Here is an 18,526-nt window from a genome sequence, read left to right as displayed (position 1 = left end):
CACTTACATTAATAAATCATTAATAACTTTCGTATATTCTCCTAATTTCTCATTGGTATAACATGCATCTTTTTCAATTTTTATTGCTAGATTCTTTATTTGTACTTCATTATCTACATGCACAAAATGAATAGATTTCATCGGTATACCTTTACTTGCTAATTTATTTTCGAGACACAAACGGTATTTTTTTATCATCTCACTACTTTCACTAATGAAATACATACTTCTAGAAGTTACTACAATATGCTCAAAAAAAGCAGTTCCTCTTGCGTCTGGTATAATCGCACTATGAAATAAATCGTAACTCCCTTTCATTCCTTCTAAAATCTTAGCTGATACTTCTTTTCCATCCTTAAACTTTCTAAAACCTATATAACGAGATAAATTAAGTGCAATACCTAAAACTAAAACACCTGCTATAACTGTGAAATAATTTTCTCTCTTTCCTACTAAAAATAAGCCGCTTCCAAAGAGTACTGCCACAATCGCAGTCCATATTAGTGTATGCTTCAGATATTTTTTCTTCTGTTCTTCTATATAATGACACCCTTGTACTATCATTTCATCACCTTATTCCGCATAAATCATTTTTACTGTCATACCACCATCAATCACAAAATTACTTCCAGTAATAAAACCTGCACCCTCACTTGTTAAAAATAATGCAGCTTCTGCTACATCCTCTGGCACACCCACACGTCCTACTAAATGTTGCATATGATCTTCTTCTGTAAGTGCTGTAAACTTGCGATCTTTTTTCTTTTTCCATTCTGATACATTAATCCAGCCTGGACTAATGGCATTCACACGCACACGATGTGCTAAACTATTGGCTAATGCATGAGTTAATGCAAGGAGTGCTCCCTTGGAAGCTGTATAAGGTTCTGTATGAGGTTCACTCATTAATGCTCTTGTCGAAACAATATTTAAAATACTACTTCCCTCTGGCATGTGCATAGCACAATATTTACTACAAATATATGCTCCTGTTACATTCACTCGTAAAGTCTCTTCAAAGGTAGCTACACTTCTAGTAAATAACGTATCATTTTCACCTTGGGTCTGTACTGCTGCATTATTAATCAAAATATCTATTTTCCCATAACGCTCTACAACTTGATTAACCATTTGTTCTACAGAAGCTTCTTCTTTTATATCAGTCTTAATAAACAAACATTCTCCACCTATTGCTTTAATTAAGCTTTTGGTTTCTTCTCCTGCTTCTTCATCAGATTCTGCAATAATAACAATAGCTCTTTTCTTGGCATATGCTAAAGCCATACACTGTCCTATGCCTTGTCCACTTCCTGTAATGATGACCACCTTACCAAAATATGCCATGGTCTTCCTCCTTCGGACTCATTCATAATTTTACATATGAATTTATTATATCAAATAAAAGAACTATCGTATACTCTTTCTATTAGAAATTGTCCAGCAAAAATGCCCTAGATTTATTTCTAGGGCATTTTGATTCTTAAACAATTGTTTGATCTTTAAATTCAGTTTGCGCATTTTCTACATTTTGTGCATTTCCAAATACGCAATAATATTCTTTTTCTAAGCATTCTTTTACAAGAGGTGCAAATTGCTTAAGTGTTTCATTAGTTGTTGCAAAGAGTTCATCTCTGCTTTGTTGAAGCTGATGCTCTTTGATTCCCATCAAGTAGTAAGTCTGAGCTGTTTTTCCCTCGGTAGCAGGTGTAAATGGAAAATCCATTTGACTAATAGTTCCGATTAAATACTGTAATAACTCCCTGTCTGAAAGTTGAAGTACTTCTAAATAGCTTGGTATTTCTTTGTAGAGCTCTAAAGTTTGATCAATATTAGGATCACGATAAGATACAAAGAACATATTACCACTACGCCTAAAATCACAGAAGCAACCGTAGGCACCATTTTGTACACGAACTTTACTCCATAAATAGTCCATTGATAAAACAGTTTTTAACATCAACATGCCACCATGATAATTGTAGCCTTGCTCTTTAAAATTATAACCCATTGCCACATAGTTAACATTACTTGGATAAATCATAGCTTCTTTTTCTTCTGTTATATCAAATTTCATCACAAGAGGCTCTATCTTTGCTTCTGGTAAGTCATCTATCTGATTTTGAATAATAGGAATGATTTGAGAAGCTTCTTCCTCATCAACTGTTAAGCCTACCGTGATACGTTTTTTATTAGCCAAATAACCATAAGCTTCTTTTAATGCACTTATGGTTTGATCTTTTACACTAGACCAGTTTTTCTCAATGTCACAAACAAAATGATAAAAAGTAATACCCTTTGTTTTTTCTTCAAAAAGCTCTGTGCTAGAAAGATGTGCTAGTAATCTACTATAAGCAATGCGATGTCCTTCACTACTTATAGCCGATTCCATAAGTGCTTTCATCTCACGTATGATTTCTAATAAACGATCGGCATTATCAAATAAGGTGTTTTGTAATATTTCACCCATCATACGTACTTGCTCAGAAACTTCATTAATAAGAGCTTTCGACTGAATCAGAAAAGTAGGTAGATAACCGTCTCTTTGATTGGCATCATTTAATGCTTGAATATGATAAGACATACTACCAATGTGCTCATCAATGTGACTAGATAGTGCTTCATAGGTGTAGTGTTTCGTATCTAACTTACCTAGCATACCTACAATCATCCCCAAATAAGGCATGTGTTTATCTTCTATACCTATTAAACTGATATGCCAATTCACATAAGCAATTTTATTGGTGAATACTGTAGTTACCACATAATCTGTTTCCTGTTCTTTTCTAACGACATACTTTGGATATTTTGCTTTACGTCTTAGGTCTTCTCTTTGTAAGAGTGGAATACACTCTGCTGCACCTTCTGCATCTGGCGTCATTTGAAAAGCATTAAAGTGCTTAGTTGCTTCTATTAAAGCTTGTAGTTCTTTCTCACTAAGACTAGCTTTATATGCTGCTAACTTTTCTGTAACTGCATCTTCTATTTCCTTCTCTAGTCCAACTTTAGGATATAGCTCCACCTTTGCACAATGCTTATTGTTTAAAATATGTTGTTTGATGAGTTCTTCATAATACCCATTTTTCAAATTAGTTTTTAAGGCTGATAGTTCTTCTTCATATTTTAAATACACAAAAGGAGAAGCATCATAAATCCAACTTTTCATAGCTGCTAAACTATAAAATAAACCTTTTGAATAACCGCTAGAATCACCTTCTCTTAATTCAAACTCTTTAACTTGTAAGGCACCTTTTAATAAATGCTCAGGTAATCCATTTTTAGCTAAATCTTCTAATACTTCATGAATGACCTCATAAAAACGTTGCTTTTTATCCTCTGCTACATTTTTACCTACAATTGTAAACACTGGTTGTTTTAAATGAGTTTGAAAAGCTCCATAGACATCTTCTCCAATGCCCTCTGCAATAAGTGCCTTTTTAAGTGGTGAAGCAGGTGTGTCTAAAAGCACATATTCTAAAATAGACATGGCTAACATCAACTGACGATTACCTACATCTCCTACTACAAAGTTATAAGATAAAAATAGACCATTATCTTTATCCGGTGTTGCAGAGTAATACGCTGTCTTAGTTACTACCTCTTTAAAAGCTAGCTCCTCAGCTATATGACTATCAATCTCTAGATAACTGAATTTTGATAAATATTCTTTATCAATATATTCTAATGTTTTCTCAGGGTCCATGTCTCCATACAAACAAATATAGCTATTAGATGGATGATAATATGACTTATGAAAATCTATGAAAGCTTCATAGCTTAAGTCTGGAATATGTGCAGGTGCACCACCTGACTCATGTGCATAAGTGGTATGAGGAAATAGGGTTTCTTTAATCAATCTAAATCCAATTTCCTCTGGAGATGAAAAAGCACCCTTCATCTCATTGTAAACAACACCTTTATACTCAATAGGTGCCTTTGCATCCTCTAGGTGATAACGCCACCCCTCTTGCATAAGAATTTCTTTTTGCTTATAAATATTTGGGAAAAATACTGCATCTAAATAAACATCCATAAGATTTTGAAAGTCTTTATCATTTTGGCTTGAAATTGGATAAAGTGTTTTATCTGGATAAGTCATTGCATTTAAATACGTATTAAGCGATCCTTTAGCTAGCTCTACGAAAGGATCTTTGAGTGGATATTTTCTAGAACCACATAACACAGAGTGCTCAATAATATGTGGTACTCCTGTACTATCCTTGGGTGGTGTACGAAAACCTATACAAAAACTTTTATGTGGATCTTTATTGGCAATAAGTAATACCTTTGCTTTTGTTGCTTCATGTATATAAATATCTGCCTCGCTATCAATTTCCTTAATATATTCTGATTGTTGTAATAAATATCCTTTAATTGGATAAGCCACAGCTTCCCCTCCTAATACTTGTAATTGGTTGATATTGTCAATACTTTTATTATAGGCATTTGTTTTCCATTTGTCTATGTATAAAAAGTAGCTTCTTATCAATCCTTATTTTATTATTATGTGATGAAATCAAAAAAAAATAACACCATAGGTGCTATTTTTCTCATTTTATTTTAAGCGCATTATTCTGCTTCTTTATCTAATTGAATACCCATTTCTTTAAGTTCTTGTCTATTATCATATACTTGACGAAGCATATCTGTAATATAAGATTCAAAATTTTGTACCTCGTCATGAACAGCTTCTAATGTATTTTTGAGATGTTGTTCCATATCACGACAAGTATCTTGTGCATATTCAATAGACCCTCTATGAATTTGTTTTGCATCCTCTTTTGCAGTTTCTACAATAGAAGTTGCACGCTCTCTTGCGAACTGAGTAATTTCATTTCTTTCAATCATCGCTTGTGCTTGTTCTCTAGCTTCTTCTACAATAAGGTGTGCTTCTTTTTGTGCTTCTGAAAGAATTTTATTTCTTTCTTCTACAATCCACACCGATTGTTGTACTTCTGTAGGCAGTTTTAATCTAATCTCTCTTACTAGCTCAATCATAGCATCCTTATCAATGGAAATCTTTCCAGATAAAAAGCTGGTTTTGCCTTCATCAATTAAGTCTTCTAGTTGGTCTAATAAAAGTGCGATTTCACCACATCTTGCATTTTCCACTTTATCTACCCCTCATCTTATTTATTTTTAACTTATCGGCTACAGCTGGTGGTACAAAAGCTTCATATTCGCCACCAAAACAAACAATTTCTCTTACAGCAGTGGAACTCATATAAGCATGCTCTGGTGCTGTCATTAAAAAGACTGTTTCTAGACCCTTTAATAAGCTACTATTTATTTGTGCCATATTCATCTCTTGCTCAAAATCTGAGCCATTGCGAAGTCCCCTAATAATCACTCTAGCTTGTTTTTGATGAGCAAAATCTACTAATAAACCTGAAAAGCTATCAATTTTTACATTTTCTAAATGTTTAGTCGCTTCCTTCATAACAGCTATTCGCTCTTCAACAGATAATAGTCCTGTCCCTTTTTTAGGATTAAGGAGTACTGCCACAATGAGTTCATCTACTATTTTAGCTGCTCTTGTAATAATATCTAGATGTCCATTAGTCATTGGATCAAAACTTCCTGGATAAATCCCTCTATTCACTGCCCATATCCCTTCTTATAAAACTAAGTGTAGTTGTTTTATACTGCTTTTCTTTCCATAATACCAAATTTTGAGGTAACTTTACAATAGTCTTTGTACTTCTTTCGAGAATAATGTAGCCGTCTTCCTTTAAAAATTTCTTTTTAGCTAATATTTCTAGAACAGTTTGTATATTTTCCAAGGCATACGGTGGATCCATAAAGATAATATCAAATTGTTCTCCTTCTAATCTTTTTAATGCTTCAAATACATCAGACGCCACTACTTTAGCTTCGGCCTTTAAACGCGTCTTTTCTAAATTCTGTTCGATACAGGCTAAAGCTTTAGTATCTTTTTCTACAAGAACAGCTCGTTTACCACCACGGCTTAAGGCCTCTATGGCCATGGCACCGCTGCCACTAAATAAATCTAAGAACTCACACTCTGGTATATCAAAAGCAATCATATTAAATAAAGTTTCTTTAATTCTATCTGTTGTAGGTCTTGTATTCATCCCCTCTGGTGCTTCAAGATGTGTGCCTCTACAACGCCCACTTATTACTCTCACAATGTATCCTCCTTTTTAAGGCAATAATAGTAAAAAATAAAGAATGGAGAAGTGTTAATTAAAACATTTCTCAGGATTAGTACTTATTATTTTTATGTCAAAATTTCTCACTAGTCTTTCTAATGGCTCATTCTTAATTGCTTTTTAGTTTTTCACTATTCATTATTACTTCTTTATTGCCTTTTAATTCTTCATTGCTCTTCAATTATAAAGCATTATGCAATGATTGTTCGTTTAACCTTGCTTGAATCTCCTGCAGCAATTGATTATTCTGGGTTTCGCCTAAATTTGGATCTATTGCTAATAGATTTTTCACACACCCTTGTACTTCACCTAGCACTTTAGCATCCGTATAAAGATTGGCAATTTTCATTTCTGGAAGGCCATGTTGCTTCGTCCCAAAAAATTCTCCTGGTCCTCTAAGTTTAAGGTCCGTTTCTGCAATAACAAAGCCATCTGTACTCTCTTCCATAATTTTGAGCCTTTTTTTCGTCACTTTATTTTTTGAATCACTTACTAAAACGCAATAAGATTGATGTTTGCCACGACCTACCCGTCCACGTAATTGGTGCAGTTGAGCAAGTCCAAACCTTTCTGCATTTTCAATTAAGATAATCGTTGCATTGGGCACATTAACCCCTACTTCAATAACGGTAGTAGACACAAGAATTTTAGTCTCTGCTCTTGCAAACTGTGCCATAATCTCATTTTTTTCTTTTGGCTTCATCTTACCATGTAAATAAGCTATAGGAATATGAGGAAACACCTGTGTTTTTAAATACTCTGTATACTCTATTACATTTTTAAGCTCACTAGTCTTTTCGCTTTCTTCTACCATAGGACAAATAATATAACATTGTCTACCTGCTTCGATTTGCTTTTCTATAAAGCGATAAATCCGTGGATGATAAGCTGAATCTACAGCATTCGTACGAATAGGTTGCCTTCCTGGTGGCAACTCATCAATAATGGAGATATCCATATCCCCATATAAAATAAGTGCTAAAGTCCTAGGAATAGGTGTAGCTGTCATAACCATTACATCTGGCAAATGACCTTTCTCTGTTAATTTTAAACGCTGCCTTACTCCAAAACGATGTTGTTCATCGGTAATCACTAATCCTAGGTTTGGTATTTCCACATTATCTTCAATCAAGGCATGGGTTCCCACTACAATCTGGATTTCATTGGTTTTAATAGCCGCTAACAATTCTCTTTTTTGTTTAGCTGTGGTAGAGCCTGTTAAAAGACCAACTTGTATACCAAATGGCTCCATAATTCCTTTGATGAATTCATAGTGCTGCACAACTAATACCTCAGTCGGAGCCATAAGTGCACCTTGGAAGCCATCTTTAACAACTAAAAATAAACTGATGGCTGCAATAACCGTTTTCCCTGAGCCTACATCTCCTTGTACTAAACGATTCATTGCATAAGGACTTTTCATATCGCCTACAATCTCACGCATCACCCTTTTCTGTGCACCAGTCAGCTCAAATGGTAAAGAAGCCATAAAAGCTTTTAATTCTGATGTTACATCATGAGCAATTCCCATGAGCTTAGTGGCAAAGTCCGCTTTTAATTGATATAAGGAAAGCTGCAGCATAAAAAGCTCCTCAAATACAAGGCGTTTTCTTGCTTCAAAAAAATGCTCTGAATCCTTTGGAAAGTGAATCCCCCTTAAGGCTTCCTCTTTACTTACAAGATGATATTGCTTAATAATGCGTTCTGGAAGATGATCTTTGACTTCTGGTAGCACCTCATTTAAACAGTGTTCTATTAAACCCCTAATCACTTTTTGTGATAACTTCTGCGTTGTAGGATAAATAGGGGTAATTTTAGCTACTGTCCCTAATTTTGAGGGATCAGCTACCTTTTGATATTCAGGAGAATCCATTTCTAATTGACCATACTTATGTTTGATTTTCCCATAAAGTAAATATTTTTCACCCATAACAAAGTTGTTACGCATATAAGCTTGTCCAAAAAAAGTAACCATAATGCTACTTGTCTCATCTTTCACTCGAAAACTGACTAAAATCTTATTCCCTTTCTTAGCAATTTGTGGCTTACTACATACCGTTACCAGCACATTTTGCGGTTCATCTAATTCACATGCAGCAAGAGGCGTAATTTGTCTACGGTCCTCATATTCTCTAGGATAGTGTTCTATCATATCCTTCAAGGTATAAATCCCTAATTTTCTAAGTTTATCTCCTACTTTGTCTCCTACCCCTTTAAGTTCATTAATGGAATCACTTAAAAGCACCCTTCCTCCTCCTTTCCACATAAAAAAGGCAAATCCACACACATTGTATGGAATTGCCTATGAGTTTATGCTTATTCTGCAGAAATCATAAAGTAATATACAGGTTGGTTCCCATGATAAAGTTCAACGTCTGCATCTTCAAAAATAGCTTCTGCATCTTTTTGATAATCTTTAGCCATTTCTTCTGTGATTTCTTCGCCGTAATACACAGTAATAACTTCAGCATCTTCTTTCATTTTTTTAAGCAATTCATTGAAAGTTACTTTTAAATCTTTGTGATGTACTACAATACGTCCTTCTAACATCCCTAGGTATTCACCATCTATAATATTTTCACCTTCTAAAGTTGTATCTCTTACAGCAATGGTAATCTGAGCTGTCTGTACACCTGATACAGCTTCCTTCATATCTTCCATTAACTCTTCAACATCTCCATCATGGCCATCCTTGGCAATCATAGCTGCAATACCTTGAGGCATAGTTGTTGTTGGTAGTACAAAAACTTTTGTTTCTTCATCTATAGCTGCTGCTTGCTCTGCAGCTAAAATAATATTTTTATTATTAGGTAGCACAACTACTTTTTCAGCATGACATGCTTTAACCGCTTTTAAAATATCTTCTGTACTAGGGTTCATGGTTTGACCACCCTCAATCACTTGGTCAACCCCTAAGCTTTTCATAATGTCTGCAATACCACTACCTGCAGCAATAGAAACAAAACCTAGGTCTTTCTTAGGTTCGCTACTTGCTTCTTCACCTTCATTAAAAATAGAAGAATGTTGCTCTCTCATATTCTCAATTTTTAAGTTATGAAGTGCACCAAATTCAAGTGCTTTTTGAAGAGCTAGTCCCGGATTATCTGTGTGTACATGTACCTTTACATATTCCTCATCCGATACGACTACAATACTATCACCAATACTTTCAAGGTACGCTTTAAAACTTTCTTCTTCATATTTAGAACCTTGGTTTTTAGTTGCAATAAATTCTGTACAATAACCAAAGGTAATATCTTCTGTATTAAAATTCTTAAGTGCCGCAAATGCTGCTTCGTTTGGCGCTACTGTCGGCTTTTTAATTTCAATTTGAAGGTTTTCAATAATAACACGAGCTGCACCTTCTAATATGCATAGTAATCCTTGTCCACCTGCATCTACAACACCAGCTTCTTTTAAAACTGGAAGCATATCTGGTGTTTTATTAAGTGTTTCATAACCATGTTGAAGCACACTTTCAATAAACACATTCATATCTGCTGTTTCAAGGCTCATCTCAAGAGCTTTAATTGCAATCTCTCTTGCTACAGTTAAGATTGTTCCTTCTTTAGGTTTCATAACTGCTTTATAAGCTGTATCTACTCCTTTTTGGAAAGCATTAGCAAGTACTACAGTATCAATTTCTTCTCCATTCTCTGTAGCTTCCGTAATACTTTTTGAAAAGCCTCTAATAAGCTGAGATAAAATAACACCTGAGTTTCCTCTAGCTCCTCTTAAAGAACCTGTTGCTGCTGCCTTAGCAATAGAGCTATAATCTACTTTAGTAGCAGCTTCTACTTCCTTTGCAGCCGCTAAGATTGTTAATGACATATTAGTTCCTGTATCACCATCTGGCACTGGAAAGACATTCATTTCATTAACCATCTGCTTCTTTTCATCTAGTAGCTGAGCTCCTGCAATAAACATTGCTTGAAGCTGAGCTGCATCTATTTTTCTAACTTCCACTTTATATGCCTCCTCAAACCCATCAAGGTTCTTATACAAACTATTATTCTTTATCTACTCTTACACCCTCAATGAAGATACGAATACTTTCGACTTCAATACCAAGTGCATCTTTTACTTTGTATTTTACTGTACTCATTAGGTTATCTGCTACAGCAGAAATCTTAGTACCGTATTCGACTATAACATGAAAGTCAATATTGGCTTTATTTTCATTTAAACGCACGGCTATCCCTTTGGTTAAGCTTTCACCCTTTAATAGATGTACAATGCCGTCTTTTACGTTTCTAGCGGCCATGCCAACAACGCCATAACACTCCATAGCTGTTACACCACTAATCTGTGCAATAACTTCTTCGTTGATTATTATATGACCATATTCATTTGAAAAATTACTTGGCATAAATAGACCTCCTCATCTAGTCCATACTCATTTCAATTTAATTAAATTTTTTATCATTATATCACATCATTGTCAAATAAAAAAGCCTTTATACATCCAAATCATCGGAAAGTGAATTTTTCCAAAAAATTAAACGTCCTACTACTTGCAATATGTCCTATTATCTGTTACAATAACCCTTGTTATGTCACGGATTTAAGACAAGGAGGTGTTCAAATTGGCAAAATGCGAAATTTGTTCAAAAGACGTACATTTTGGTATTAAAGTGAGCCACTCTCATAGAAGATCTAACAAAATGTGGAAGTCTAATGTTAGAAAAGTTAGAGTTAACCAAAACGGAGCTGTTAAAACTATGAATGTTTGTACACGTTGCTTACGTTCAAACTTAGTAGCACGTGCGTAGTTACAAGCTTGCTATAAATAAAGCGATTACCTTTCGGTAATCGCTTTTATTTTTATCATATTTCTAAAATCTATTCTCTATGACTTAAATTTTAATCATTTGCTTTAATGACTATCAAAACACCTTTTTTCATTGTTACTTCTGCTACCTGACCTAGTAAATAGTTGCTAATTCCAAGACTTGTCCCTATAGGTATAGTAGCATTGTGAAGCGCATAAGCCAGTCCTGTTGTTGTCACCCCTTCTACATCACCCGCAAAAGGAATAAGACTTACCAAATCTCCTTTTTCCCCTTTAATGATGCACTGATGCATCGCTAAAGATACACTATTATTGGGATTTAACAAACGTCCACTTATTCCTCTTTTTAATAGAGGGTATAAAAGATGAATATTAGCTAGGCTATGATCTAATCTACTTCCTAACCCACCATATATATCCACTTCTTTTGCACCCATTTCAATAGCTTGCTGAACTGCAATTTCTGTATCTGTTTCATCTTTTTCAGGTTTAAAACGCAACACACGAATGCCCTGACTCTCAAAATAAGTTAAGTCCTCTTCACTTCCACTGTCAAAATCTCCGACTATTAAATCTGGTGTGATTCCTAATGCTCTAGCATGACATATACCACGATCTGCACAAATAACTCGGTCATAGTGACTTTCCTCTTGACAAAAACTATAGTCTCCATATTCTCCATTTGTTAAAATAAGTACTTTCATAGGGCTTAGCAGCTTTCAAAAAGTTTTACAAAAGCCTTTGCATTTGCCGTAGCTGCTTTACCATCAAATACAGATGAACCAGCCACCAGTACATTAGCACCTGCTTTAATAATTGCCTCTGCATTATCCATTGTTACACCACCATCTACCTCAATAAGTAAATCCAATCGATTATGTTTTTGTGCTAGAGCTTTAACTTGCATCAATTTCTCTAGTGAATAAGGAATAAATTTTTGACCACCAAAGCCTGGGTTAACGGACATAATCAGCACTAAATCAATATCCTCTATAATGGGTTCTAATAAACTTACAGGTGTTCCTGGATTAAGTGAAATCCCAGCTTTCATTCCTAAATCATGAATACGTTGAACAACTCTATGAATATGATGAGTTGCTTCAAGATGAACTGTTAATATATCTGCACCTGCCACCTTAAAATCTTCTAAATAACGTTCTGGTGCCTCAATCATTAAATGGACATCCATTACTCCCTTAATATGAGGGCGAATACTTTTAGCTACAGGTGCACCTAATGAAATATTAGGAACGAAAGCACCATCCATAACATCCACATGGATATAAGTAGCGCCTCCCTCTTGTACACTCTCTATCTCCTTCTGCAAATTAGCAAAATCCGCTGCAAGTATTGAAGGACTCAAATGAATCACATTACCATCTCCTTATCTCTTTTAATTGTTTGTAGTACGCTGCATATGCTTCATAGCGCTCCTCATATATTTCTCCCTTTTCTAAAGCTTTAATGACCTCACATCCCGGTTCATGTAAATGGGTACATCCTCTAAACTTACATGAGCCTAAGAAAGCATCAAACTCTGGAAAATAGTATTGAAGCTGATCCGCTTCCATACCCTCTAATTGTAATGAAGTAAATCCTGGTGTATCTAGTACAAAGCCACCTTCACTTAATGGGATAAGCTCTACATGTCTTGTGGTATGTTTACCTCTTTTTATCTTATCACTTACCTCTCCTGTTTCTAATTTCAAATTCTCTTCTATAGTATTAATAAGTGTAGATTTTCCAACACCTGATGGTCCTGCGAAAACAGTTGTTTTATTCTGTAGCTTAGGCATCAGAAGTTCTGTGTTAATTTTCATTTTCGCTGATAAACAAATCACTTCATAGCCTATTTTAGTGTAGCGTTCTACAAGCTCAGCATATTCATTTTCATTACCTTCGTCTATTTTATTCAGTAATATATAAGGGACGATGTCTTCTTTTTCAATGTGTAGCAAAAAGCGATCCAAAAGATCTATGTGAAGCTGAGGATAACTCACTGAAAATACTACCATGGCCTGATCTACATTAGCCACGGCTGGTCTAATTAAACTGTTTTTTCGCTCTAGAATTTCTTCTATAGTTCCCTCTAAATAACGATCGTTTGAATTTTCTTCCTTTTTCAAGCTAATAAGCACATTATCCCCTATGACGGGGATAATGTTTTTATTTCTGAATTTACCTCTTGCTTTACATTCATAGATAGTCTTATTAGCTTCTACATAGTAAAAGCCTGCTATACCTTTAATAATCGTACCTTCTAGTCTCATTTACTGCACCTCATTAAAATCAATAGGGTCTTCATATTTAGGCTCACCATCAATCGTTACAGATAGGATACCTTTACCTGAACCTTTTAAAGAAAGCTGTATAGGAAATTGATCCTTTGTCACAACACCATCGAAAACCGGATCTGAACCACTAGCTAAAGTAAGCACTGCTACCACATGATAACTTTCCTTATCCTCCTCTATTTGTACAGGAAGTGACAATGCATATGTTTTTGTTACCTCTGTTGGTGCTGTAGGCTGATTGGGATCAGTAGTTGGTGTTGGTTCTGGGCTTGGTGTTGGTTCTGGAGATGGTTCAGGCGTAGCTGGACCTGTACTTACGATAACATTGATACTGCTGCCTTCTTCAATTTCTGTACCTACAGCTAAAGCTTGATCAATGATTAGCCCCTCTGCTACAGTCTCACTACTTTGTGGTTTTTCACTACCTAATTTAAGATTTGACTGTGATAAAATACTTCTTGCTTCCTCCGGTGTTCTTCCTTTAACATCTGGAACAGTTGTCATTTGAATCTTCTTGTCTGGACCTGAACTAACGTACAAAACAATAGGATCTCCTGAGGCAACCATGCTGCCACCCGCTGGTGTTTGACTAATAACTTTGCCAATTTCAACGATTTCATCTGGTTGTGGTCTAATCTCTACTGCACTAGTATCTAAGCCTAACTCCTTAATTCTAATTAATACATCTGTTTGATATTCTCCTGTAAAATCAAGTAATTCTACAGTTTCGCCTTCTGGTAGAGCTTGATTCTCATCTGAAGCTAACTCTACTTCTACTATAGAATTTTTCTTAGCTTGTTTTCCTGATATCGGATTTTGATTAATAACGACTCCCGTCTCATCACTACCTGTTGCAATTTTAATTTTTAAATTGCGTTCTTTAAGTAGCTGTGTCGCTTCTTCTAAACTTTTATTCGTTAAATCTGGTACAGAAACCATATTCATATTTTTGCCTAAAGAAGGAATCCAAAAAATACATGCTAAGGAAATAGCCACTACCAGGGCTAATGTGGCGAAAACACCCCCTGCTCCCACTAGTATTTTATATAACTTTGAAACCTCTTCATCCTCTTCTTCATCTTGCAAAAAACTGGTTTCTTCTTCGTAAATACTAGACTCTTTTTCAGAAGGCTCTTGGTCTGCCTCTACCTCTTTGCTTTGCTCTCTTAACAGCTGGGTATCCGCTGGTGACAATAAAATAGTTTTCTCTGTAATTTCTACGCCTTTAATTTCATAGTTAGGATTTTGTAAGATCCCTTTCATGTCATAAAGCATCTCATCTGCATTTTGATAACGATCCATTTGACCTTTGCTTGTTGCTTTTAAAATAAGTTGCTCCAAATTTTTAGGAATAGCCTTATTGAATTCTGATGGTCTAGGAATTTCTTCGTTAATGTGCTTGAGCGCTATAGAAATATGTGAATCTGCTTCAAAAGGCAGCTTCTTAGTAGCTAATTCAAAAAGTACAATACCACAAGAATAAAGATCACTACTCTCATTAACATACTTACCTTTAGCTTGTTCAGGTGAAAAATAATGAACAGAACCAATGGCATTACCGGTGGCAACAATAGTAGATGAATCTACAGCTTTAGCTATTCCAAAATCTGTTACCTTTAATACACCTTCATTGGTTAATAAAATATTCTGTGGTTTAATATCACGATGAATAATTTTCTTGCTATGGGCATGCTTTAACGCTGATACCATTTGCACGCCTAACTCTAATACGGTTTTAGCTGGAAATGGTCCTTTTTCCGCAATGACTTCTTTTAATGTTTTCCCTTCAACATATTCCATAACAATATAATGTAAATCCTTATCACTACCTACATCATAAATACCTACAATATTAGGATGTGAAAGGCTAGCTGCTGAAAGTGCTTCTTTTCTAAATTTCGCTACAAACTCTTCATCTTGTACGAACTCTTCTCTTAACTCTTTAATAGCGACATAGCGTTGTAATCTATTGTCCTTTGCTTTATAAACAATAGACATTCCACCTGCACCAATTTTTTCAATGATTTCATAACGTTCTCCCAATAGGGTCCCTGGCGTTAACATGTTTTTTCACCTCTTATTTTTTCACAATAATTACTGCTATATTATCCATTCCGCCTTTTGCGTTTGCTGTTTCTATGAGTGAATCAACGATTTCTTCCGCTTCCCCGCTACTGCGACGTACACACTCATGAATTTCCTCGTTTGATAACATAGATGTTAATCCATCTGAACAAAGTAACATATACTGAACTTTACTTAGATCAAACATCACTGTATCAATTTTGACTTTTGCATATGTACCAACTGCGCGAGTAATGATGTGTCGTTGTGGATGTGCCCTTGTCTCATTTTCAGAAATATAACCTTGCTCTAACATTTCTTGTACTAAAGAATGATCTGTTGTGGCTTGAAAAATACTACCTTCATTCATTAAATAAAGTCTTGTGTCACCTACATGAGCTAAATAGACAATATCTTCTATGACAGTTGCTACCGTCATTGTTGTTCCCATGCCATTATAGGCTTCATCTTGCTTTGACTTTTCATAAATAACATGATTAGCATTTCTTATTCCTAGTTTCAGTAAAATAGTTACATCTTCTCGGGTCTTTATATCAATATGCTTATGTGCTTCTAAATACTCACAAAAAGATGAAATAGCTAATCCACTTGCAATACTTCCTGCTTTGTGTCCACCCATTCCATCTGCCACAATATATAAATTAGGCAGAATACCAATAGGTGAATTAGAAACGAAGATGGCATCTTCGTTTCGCACTCTTTTTCTACCAATGTCTACCTTGCCAATAGCTTGCATGCTATTCACCTCGCTTTTTAAGATACCTACGTCGTAGTTGTCCACAAGCTGCATCTATATCAGCGCCTAATGTTCTACGTAATGTTGTAGGCACACCGTACTGCTCTAAAACACCTTTAAACCTTTCAATACTTGAAGCTTTACTACTTTTATAACTTCTTTCATCTATTTGATTAACAGGAATGAGATTAACGTGACAAAGCATCCCTTTTAAAAGGCCACCTAAACGTCTGGCATCTTCTTCCTTATCATTTTCGCCTTCAATTAATGCGTATTCAAATGTAACTCTTCGGTTGGTTTTTTCAATGAAATAGTGACAAGCTGCCAATACCTCTTCTAAGCTGTATTTTCTAGCAATAGGCATGATTGCTTGGCGCCTCTCATCTGTTGTGGCATGAAGAGAAAGTGCCAAATTAATTTGAAGTTTCTCTTCTGCTAAGGCTTTTATTTCTGGTACAAGACCACAGGTGGATACAGTGATATGACGTTGCCCAATATTTTGTCCTGATGGATGATTAATAAGCTCCACAAATCTTAAGGTTACCCCTAATTCTTCTAAGGGTTCTCCACTTCCCATAATAACAATATTGGATACGCGTTCATTTGTATCTTTGGAAATGGCATAAATTTGCCCTACCATCTCTGCTGGTAAAAGATTTCTAACACGTCCTTCTACAGTAGATGCACAAAACTTGCATCCCATACGACATCCTACCTGAGAAGAAATACATACGGAATTACCATGTTTATAACGCATTAAAACACTTTCTATTATATGTGAATCTGATAACTCAAACAAGTATTTTATTGTCCCATCTATTTCTGAACAAAGCTTTTCTACGATTCTAAGGGACTGGATAGGATAATTTTCCTTGAGTTTATCTCTAAGCTTCAATGGTAAATTATTCATTTCATCATAATCCCAAACCATCTTTTTGTGGAACCACTCAAAAAGCTGCTTTGCCCTAAATTTACTTTCTCCATAAGCCAGTATTATTTCTTCTAACTCTGCTATGGTATGATTTAAAATTTCATTCATACTTAAACTCCTTTTTTAAAACTAGCAATGAAAAAGCCATCTGTGCCAGCCATATGAGGTAAAATTTGAATCATACCTTTTTCTTTAATGGCTCTCTTTAGTGGGCTAGGTATAGTATCTACTATATTTTCTAATTCTAAACCTAACGCTTTGATATAGCTTACCATTCCTTCATTTTCTTCATGAGAAATAGTACACGTACTATAAACCAATCGCCCTCCTGGCTTGAGATAGCTTATAGCTGCCAAAGCTAACTTTTTCTGTAAGGCTACAATCTCAAGTAACCCTTCTTTTGATTTATGTGTTCTTATATCTGGTTTACGCTTCATAATACCTAACCCAGAGCATGGTGCATCTAATAAGACTTTATCGAAAGCTTCCACGTAACATTCATTCTTTAGTGTACCGTCTTGCAAGGTTGGCTCAATAATGGTTATCCCCATACGCTCGGCATTCTTCTTGATTAATTCTAACTTATGTGGATGAATATCACAACTTACAATGCGCCCTGCATTCTCCATAAGCTCTGCCATATGAATGGATTTACCTCCTGGGGCGCTGCACATATCCAAGATACAATCACCCTTTTGGGGCGCCATAACATGTGCTACAAGCATAGCACTTTCATCTTGTACTGTCCATTCGCCTTTTTTAAAAGAAGGACTATTTTGAAGGTTATCTACGCCTTTAAGATAAAAGGCTTCCTCTAAAAAAGCGCCTTCTTTTAACTGAATGCCCTCTACTTTAAGGGTCTCTTCAAATTCTAGCTTATTTGTTTTTAGCGTATTATAACGTGCACATACCTCAGCTCTCTCATTAAGTGCTTCACAAATAGATTTTACCTCTTCCTCTTTATAAACCTTAAGCCACTCTTCTATCATCCATTCTGGAATGGCATAATGAATACTCATTGCTAATACTAAATTTTTTGTTTCATCTGGATAAATAATTTGTTCTCTTTGACGATCTATATTTCTAAGAAGACCATTCACAAATCCTGATAGGTTTTGGAACTTTCTTTTTTTAACAATCTTTACTGCTTCATTAATAATTGCCGAAGTAGGTACTTTATCGAGATATAACATTTGATACAAACTCATACGCATTACATTTCTAATGAGGGGTTTCATCCGATGCACAGGTGTTTTTGAAAACTGATTAAGAATATAATCTAGCTTAATCTGGTACTTTAGTGTTCCATAAACGACTTCTGTGACAAAGCCTTTATCCTTTGCATCTATATCTTGAAGGGCACGTTTCAACACTAGCTGTGCATAACTAGCTTCTTTTTCTATTTCTATTAATAAGTCTACGATTTGCTCGCGTACCGTTTTATTCATACCTAAAACCTCTCTTTTACTTATGCTTATTATTCATACTATAATGTACCACTAATTCTAACATTTAACC

The 18,526-nt window shown here is 35.2% G+C and carries 17 protein-coding genes; 1 reads left to right on the top strand and 16 read right to left on the bottom strand.

The genetic code is table 11. The annotated features are described in order from the left end of the window. Positions 1–3 precede the first annotated feature (3 nt). The 9 genes from CLOLE_RS09100 to CLOLE_RS09060 form a co-directional block, all read right to left on the bottom strand. Positions 4–564 carry a hypothetical protein gene (locus CLOLE_RS09100; RefSeq protein WP_013656812.1) on the bottom strand — a complete coding sequence of 187 codons (561 nt, stop codon included), beginning with the start codon at positions 562–564 and terminating at the stop codon, positions 4–6. 9 nt (positions 565–573) lie between these two features. Continuing rightward, positions 574–1,344 carry an SDR family oxidoreductase gene (locus CLOLE_RS09095; RefSeq protein WP_013656811.1) on the bottom strand — a complete coding sequence of 257 codons (771 nt, stop codon included), beginning with the start codon at positions 1,342–1,344 and terminating at the stop codon, positions 574–576. 136 nt (positions 1,345–1,480) lie between these two features. Further along, positions 1,481–4,384, bottom strand: a complete 2,904-nt coding sequence (locus CLOLE_RS09090) for an insulinase family protein (protein WP_013656810.1) — start codon at positions 4,382–4,384, stop codon at positions 1,481–1,483. Positions 4,385–4,566: 182 nt separating this feature from the next. Beyond that, positions 4,567–5,109, bottom strand: a complete 543-nt coding sequence (locus CLOLE_RS09085; RefSeq protein WP_013656809.1) for an ATP synthase subunit B family protein — start codon at positions 5,107–5,109, stop codon at positions 4,567–4,569. 1 nt (position 5,110) lies between these two features. Beyond that, positions 5,111–5,599, bottom strand: coding sequence for a pantetheine-phosphate adenylyltransferase (coaD, locus tag CLOLE_RS09080; RefSeq protein ID WP_013656808.1), 489 nt, complete (start codon positions 5,597–5,599; stop codon positions 5,111–5,113). Beyond that, positions 5,592–6,146: a 16S rRNA (guanine(966)-N(2))-methyltransferase RsmD gene (rsmD, locus tag CLOLE_RS09075; protein ID WP_013656807.1), complete on the bottom strand. Its 555-nt coding sequence runs from the start codon at positions 6,144–6,146 to the stop codon at positions 5,592–5,594. The genes coaD and rsmD overlap by 8 nt, the downstream gene beginning before the upstream one ends. A gap of 205 nt (positions 6,147–6,351) precedes the next feature. Next, a complete protein-coding gene (recG, locus tag CLOLE_RS09070; protein WP_013656806.1) occupies positions 6,352–8,415 on the bottom strand; it encodes an ATP-dependent DNA helicase RecG in 2,064 nt (687 codons plus the stop codon). A gap of 71 nt (positions 8,416–8,486) precedes the next feature. Then, positions 8,487–10,136: a DAK2 domain-containing protein gene (locus CLOLE_RS09065; protein ID WP_013656805.1), complete on the bottom strand. Its 1,650-nt coding sequence runs from the start codon at positions 10,134–10,136 to the stop codon at positions 8,487–8,489. 43 nt (positions 10,137–10,179) lie between these two features. After that, positions 10,180–10,539 carry an Asp23/Gls24 family envelope stress response protein gene (locus CLOLE_RS09060; protein WP_013656804.1) on the bottom strand — a complete coding sequence of 120 codons (360 nt, stop codon included), beginning with the start codon at positions 10,537–10,539 and terminating at the stop codon, positions 10,180–10,182. Positions 10,540–10,756: 217 nt separating this feature from the next. On the opposite strand from CLOLE_RS09060, the gene rpmB reads away from it, so the two are divergent. Further along, positions 10,757–10,942, top strand: a complete 186-nt coding sequence (gene rpmB, locus CLOLE_RS09055; RefSeq protein WP_013656803.1) for a 50S ribosomal protein L28 — start codon at positions 10,757–10,759, stop codon at positions 10,940–10,942. Positions 10,943–11,033: 91 nt separating this feature from the next. Here the strand turns inward: rpmB and CLOLE_RS09050 are convergent, their stop codons facing one another. Genes CLOLE_RS09050 through rsmB form a run of 7 tightly spaced genes read right to left on the bottom strand, consistent with a single transcriptional unit; the run spans position 11,034 to position 18,456 of the window. After that, complete coding sequence (locus CLOLE_RS09050; RefSeq protein ID WP_013656802.1) at positions 11,034–11,666, bottom strand: thiamine diphosphokinase; 633 nt, start codon at positions 11,664–11,666, stop codon at positions 11,034–11,036. A gap of 5 nt (positions 11,667–11,671) precedes the next feature. Continuing rightward, entirely contained in the window at positions 11,672–12,334 is a 663-nt protein-coding gene (gene rpe, locus CLOLE_RS09045; protein ID WP_013656801.1) for a ribulose-phosphate 3-epimerase, read from the bottom strand. Between the two features lies 1 nt (position 12,335). Then, the gene (rsgA, locus tag CLOLE_RS09040; protein WP_013656800.1) at positions 12,336–13,232 is read right to left on the bottom strand and encodes a ribosome small subunit-dependent GTPase A; all 897 of its coding nucleotides are present in this window, start codon (positions 13,230–13,232) and stop codon (positions 12,336–12,338) included. After that, positions 13,233–15,320, bottom strand: coding sequence for a Stk1 family PASTA domain-containing Ser/Thr kinase (pknB, locus tag CLOLE_RS09035; RefSeq protein WP_013656799.1), 2,088 nt, complete (start codon positions 15,318–15,320; stop codon positions 13,233–13,235). It lies immediately after the preceding gene. A 13-nt stretch (positions 15,321–15,333) separates the two neighbouring features. After that, positions 15,334–16,077, bottom strand: coding sequence for a Stp1/IreP family PP2C-type Ser/Thr phosphatase (locus CLOLE_RS09030; protein WP_013656798.1), 744 nt, complete (start codon positions 16,075–16,077; stop codon positions 15,334–15,336). A 1-nt stretch (position 16,078) separates the two neighbouring features. Next, positions 16,079–17,116: a 23S rRNA (adenine(2503)-C(2))-methyltransferase RlmN gene (gene rlmN, locus CLOLE_RS09025; RefSeq protein ID WP_013656797.1), complete on the bottom strand. Its 1,038-nt coding sequence runs from the start codon at positions 17,114–17,116 to the stop codon at positions 16,079–16,081. Positions 17,117–17,118: 2 nt separating this feature from the next. Further along, the gene (gene rsmB, locus CLOLE_RS09020) at positions 17,119–18,456 is read right to left on the bottom strand and encodes a 16S rRNA (cytosine(967)-C(5))-methyltransferase RsmB (RefSeq protein ID WP_013656796.1); all 1,338 of its coding nucleotides are present in this window, start codon (positions 18,454–18,456) and stop codon (positions 17,119–17,121) included. Positions 18,457–18,526: the final 70 nt, after the last annotated feature.

It is taken from the genome of Cellulosilyticum lentocellum DSM 5427 (genome assembly GCF_000178835.2).
Classification (GTDB): domain Bacteria; phylum Bacillota; class Clostridia; order Lachnospirales; family Cellulosilyticaceae; genus Cellulosilyticum; species Cellulosilyticum lentocellum.
This window is presented reverse-complemented; position numbering and strand designations above follow the sequence as displayed.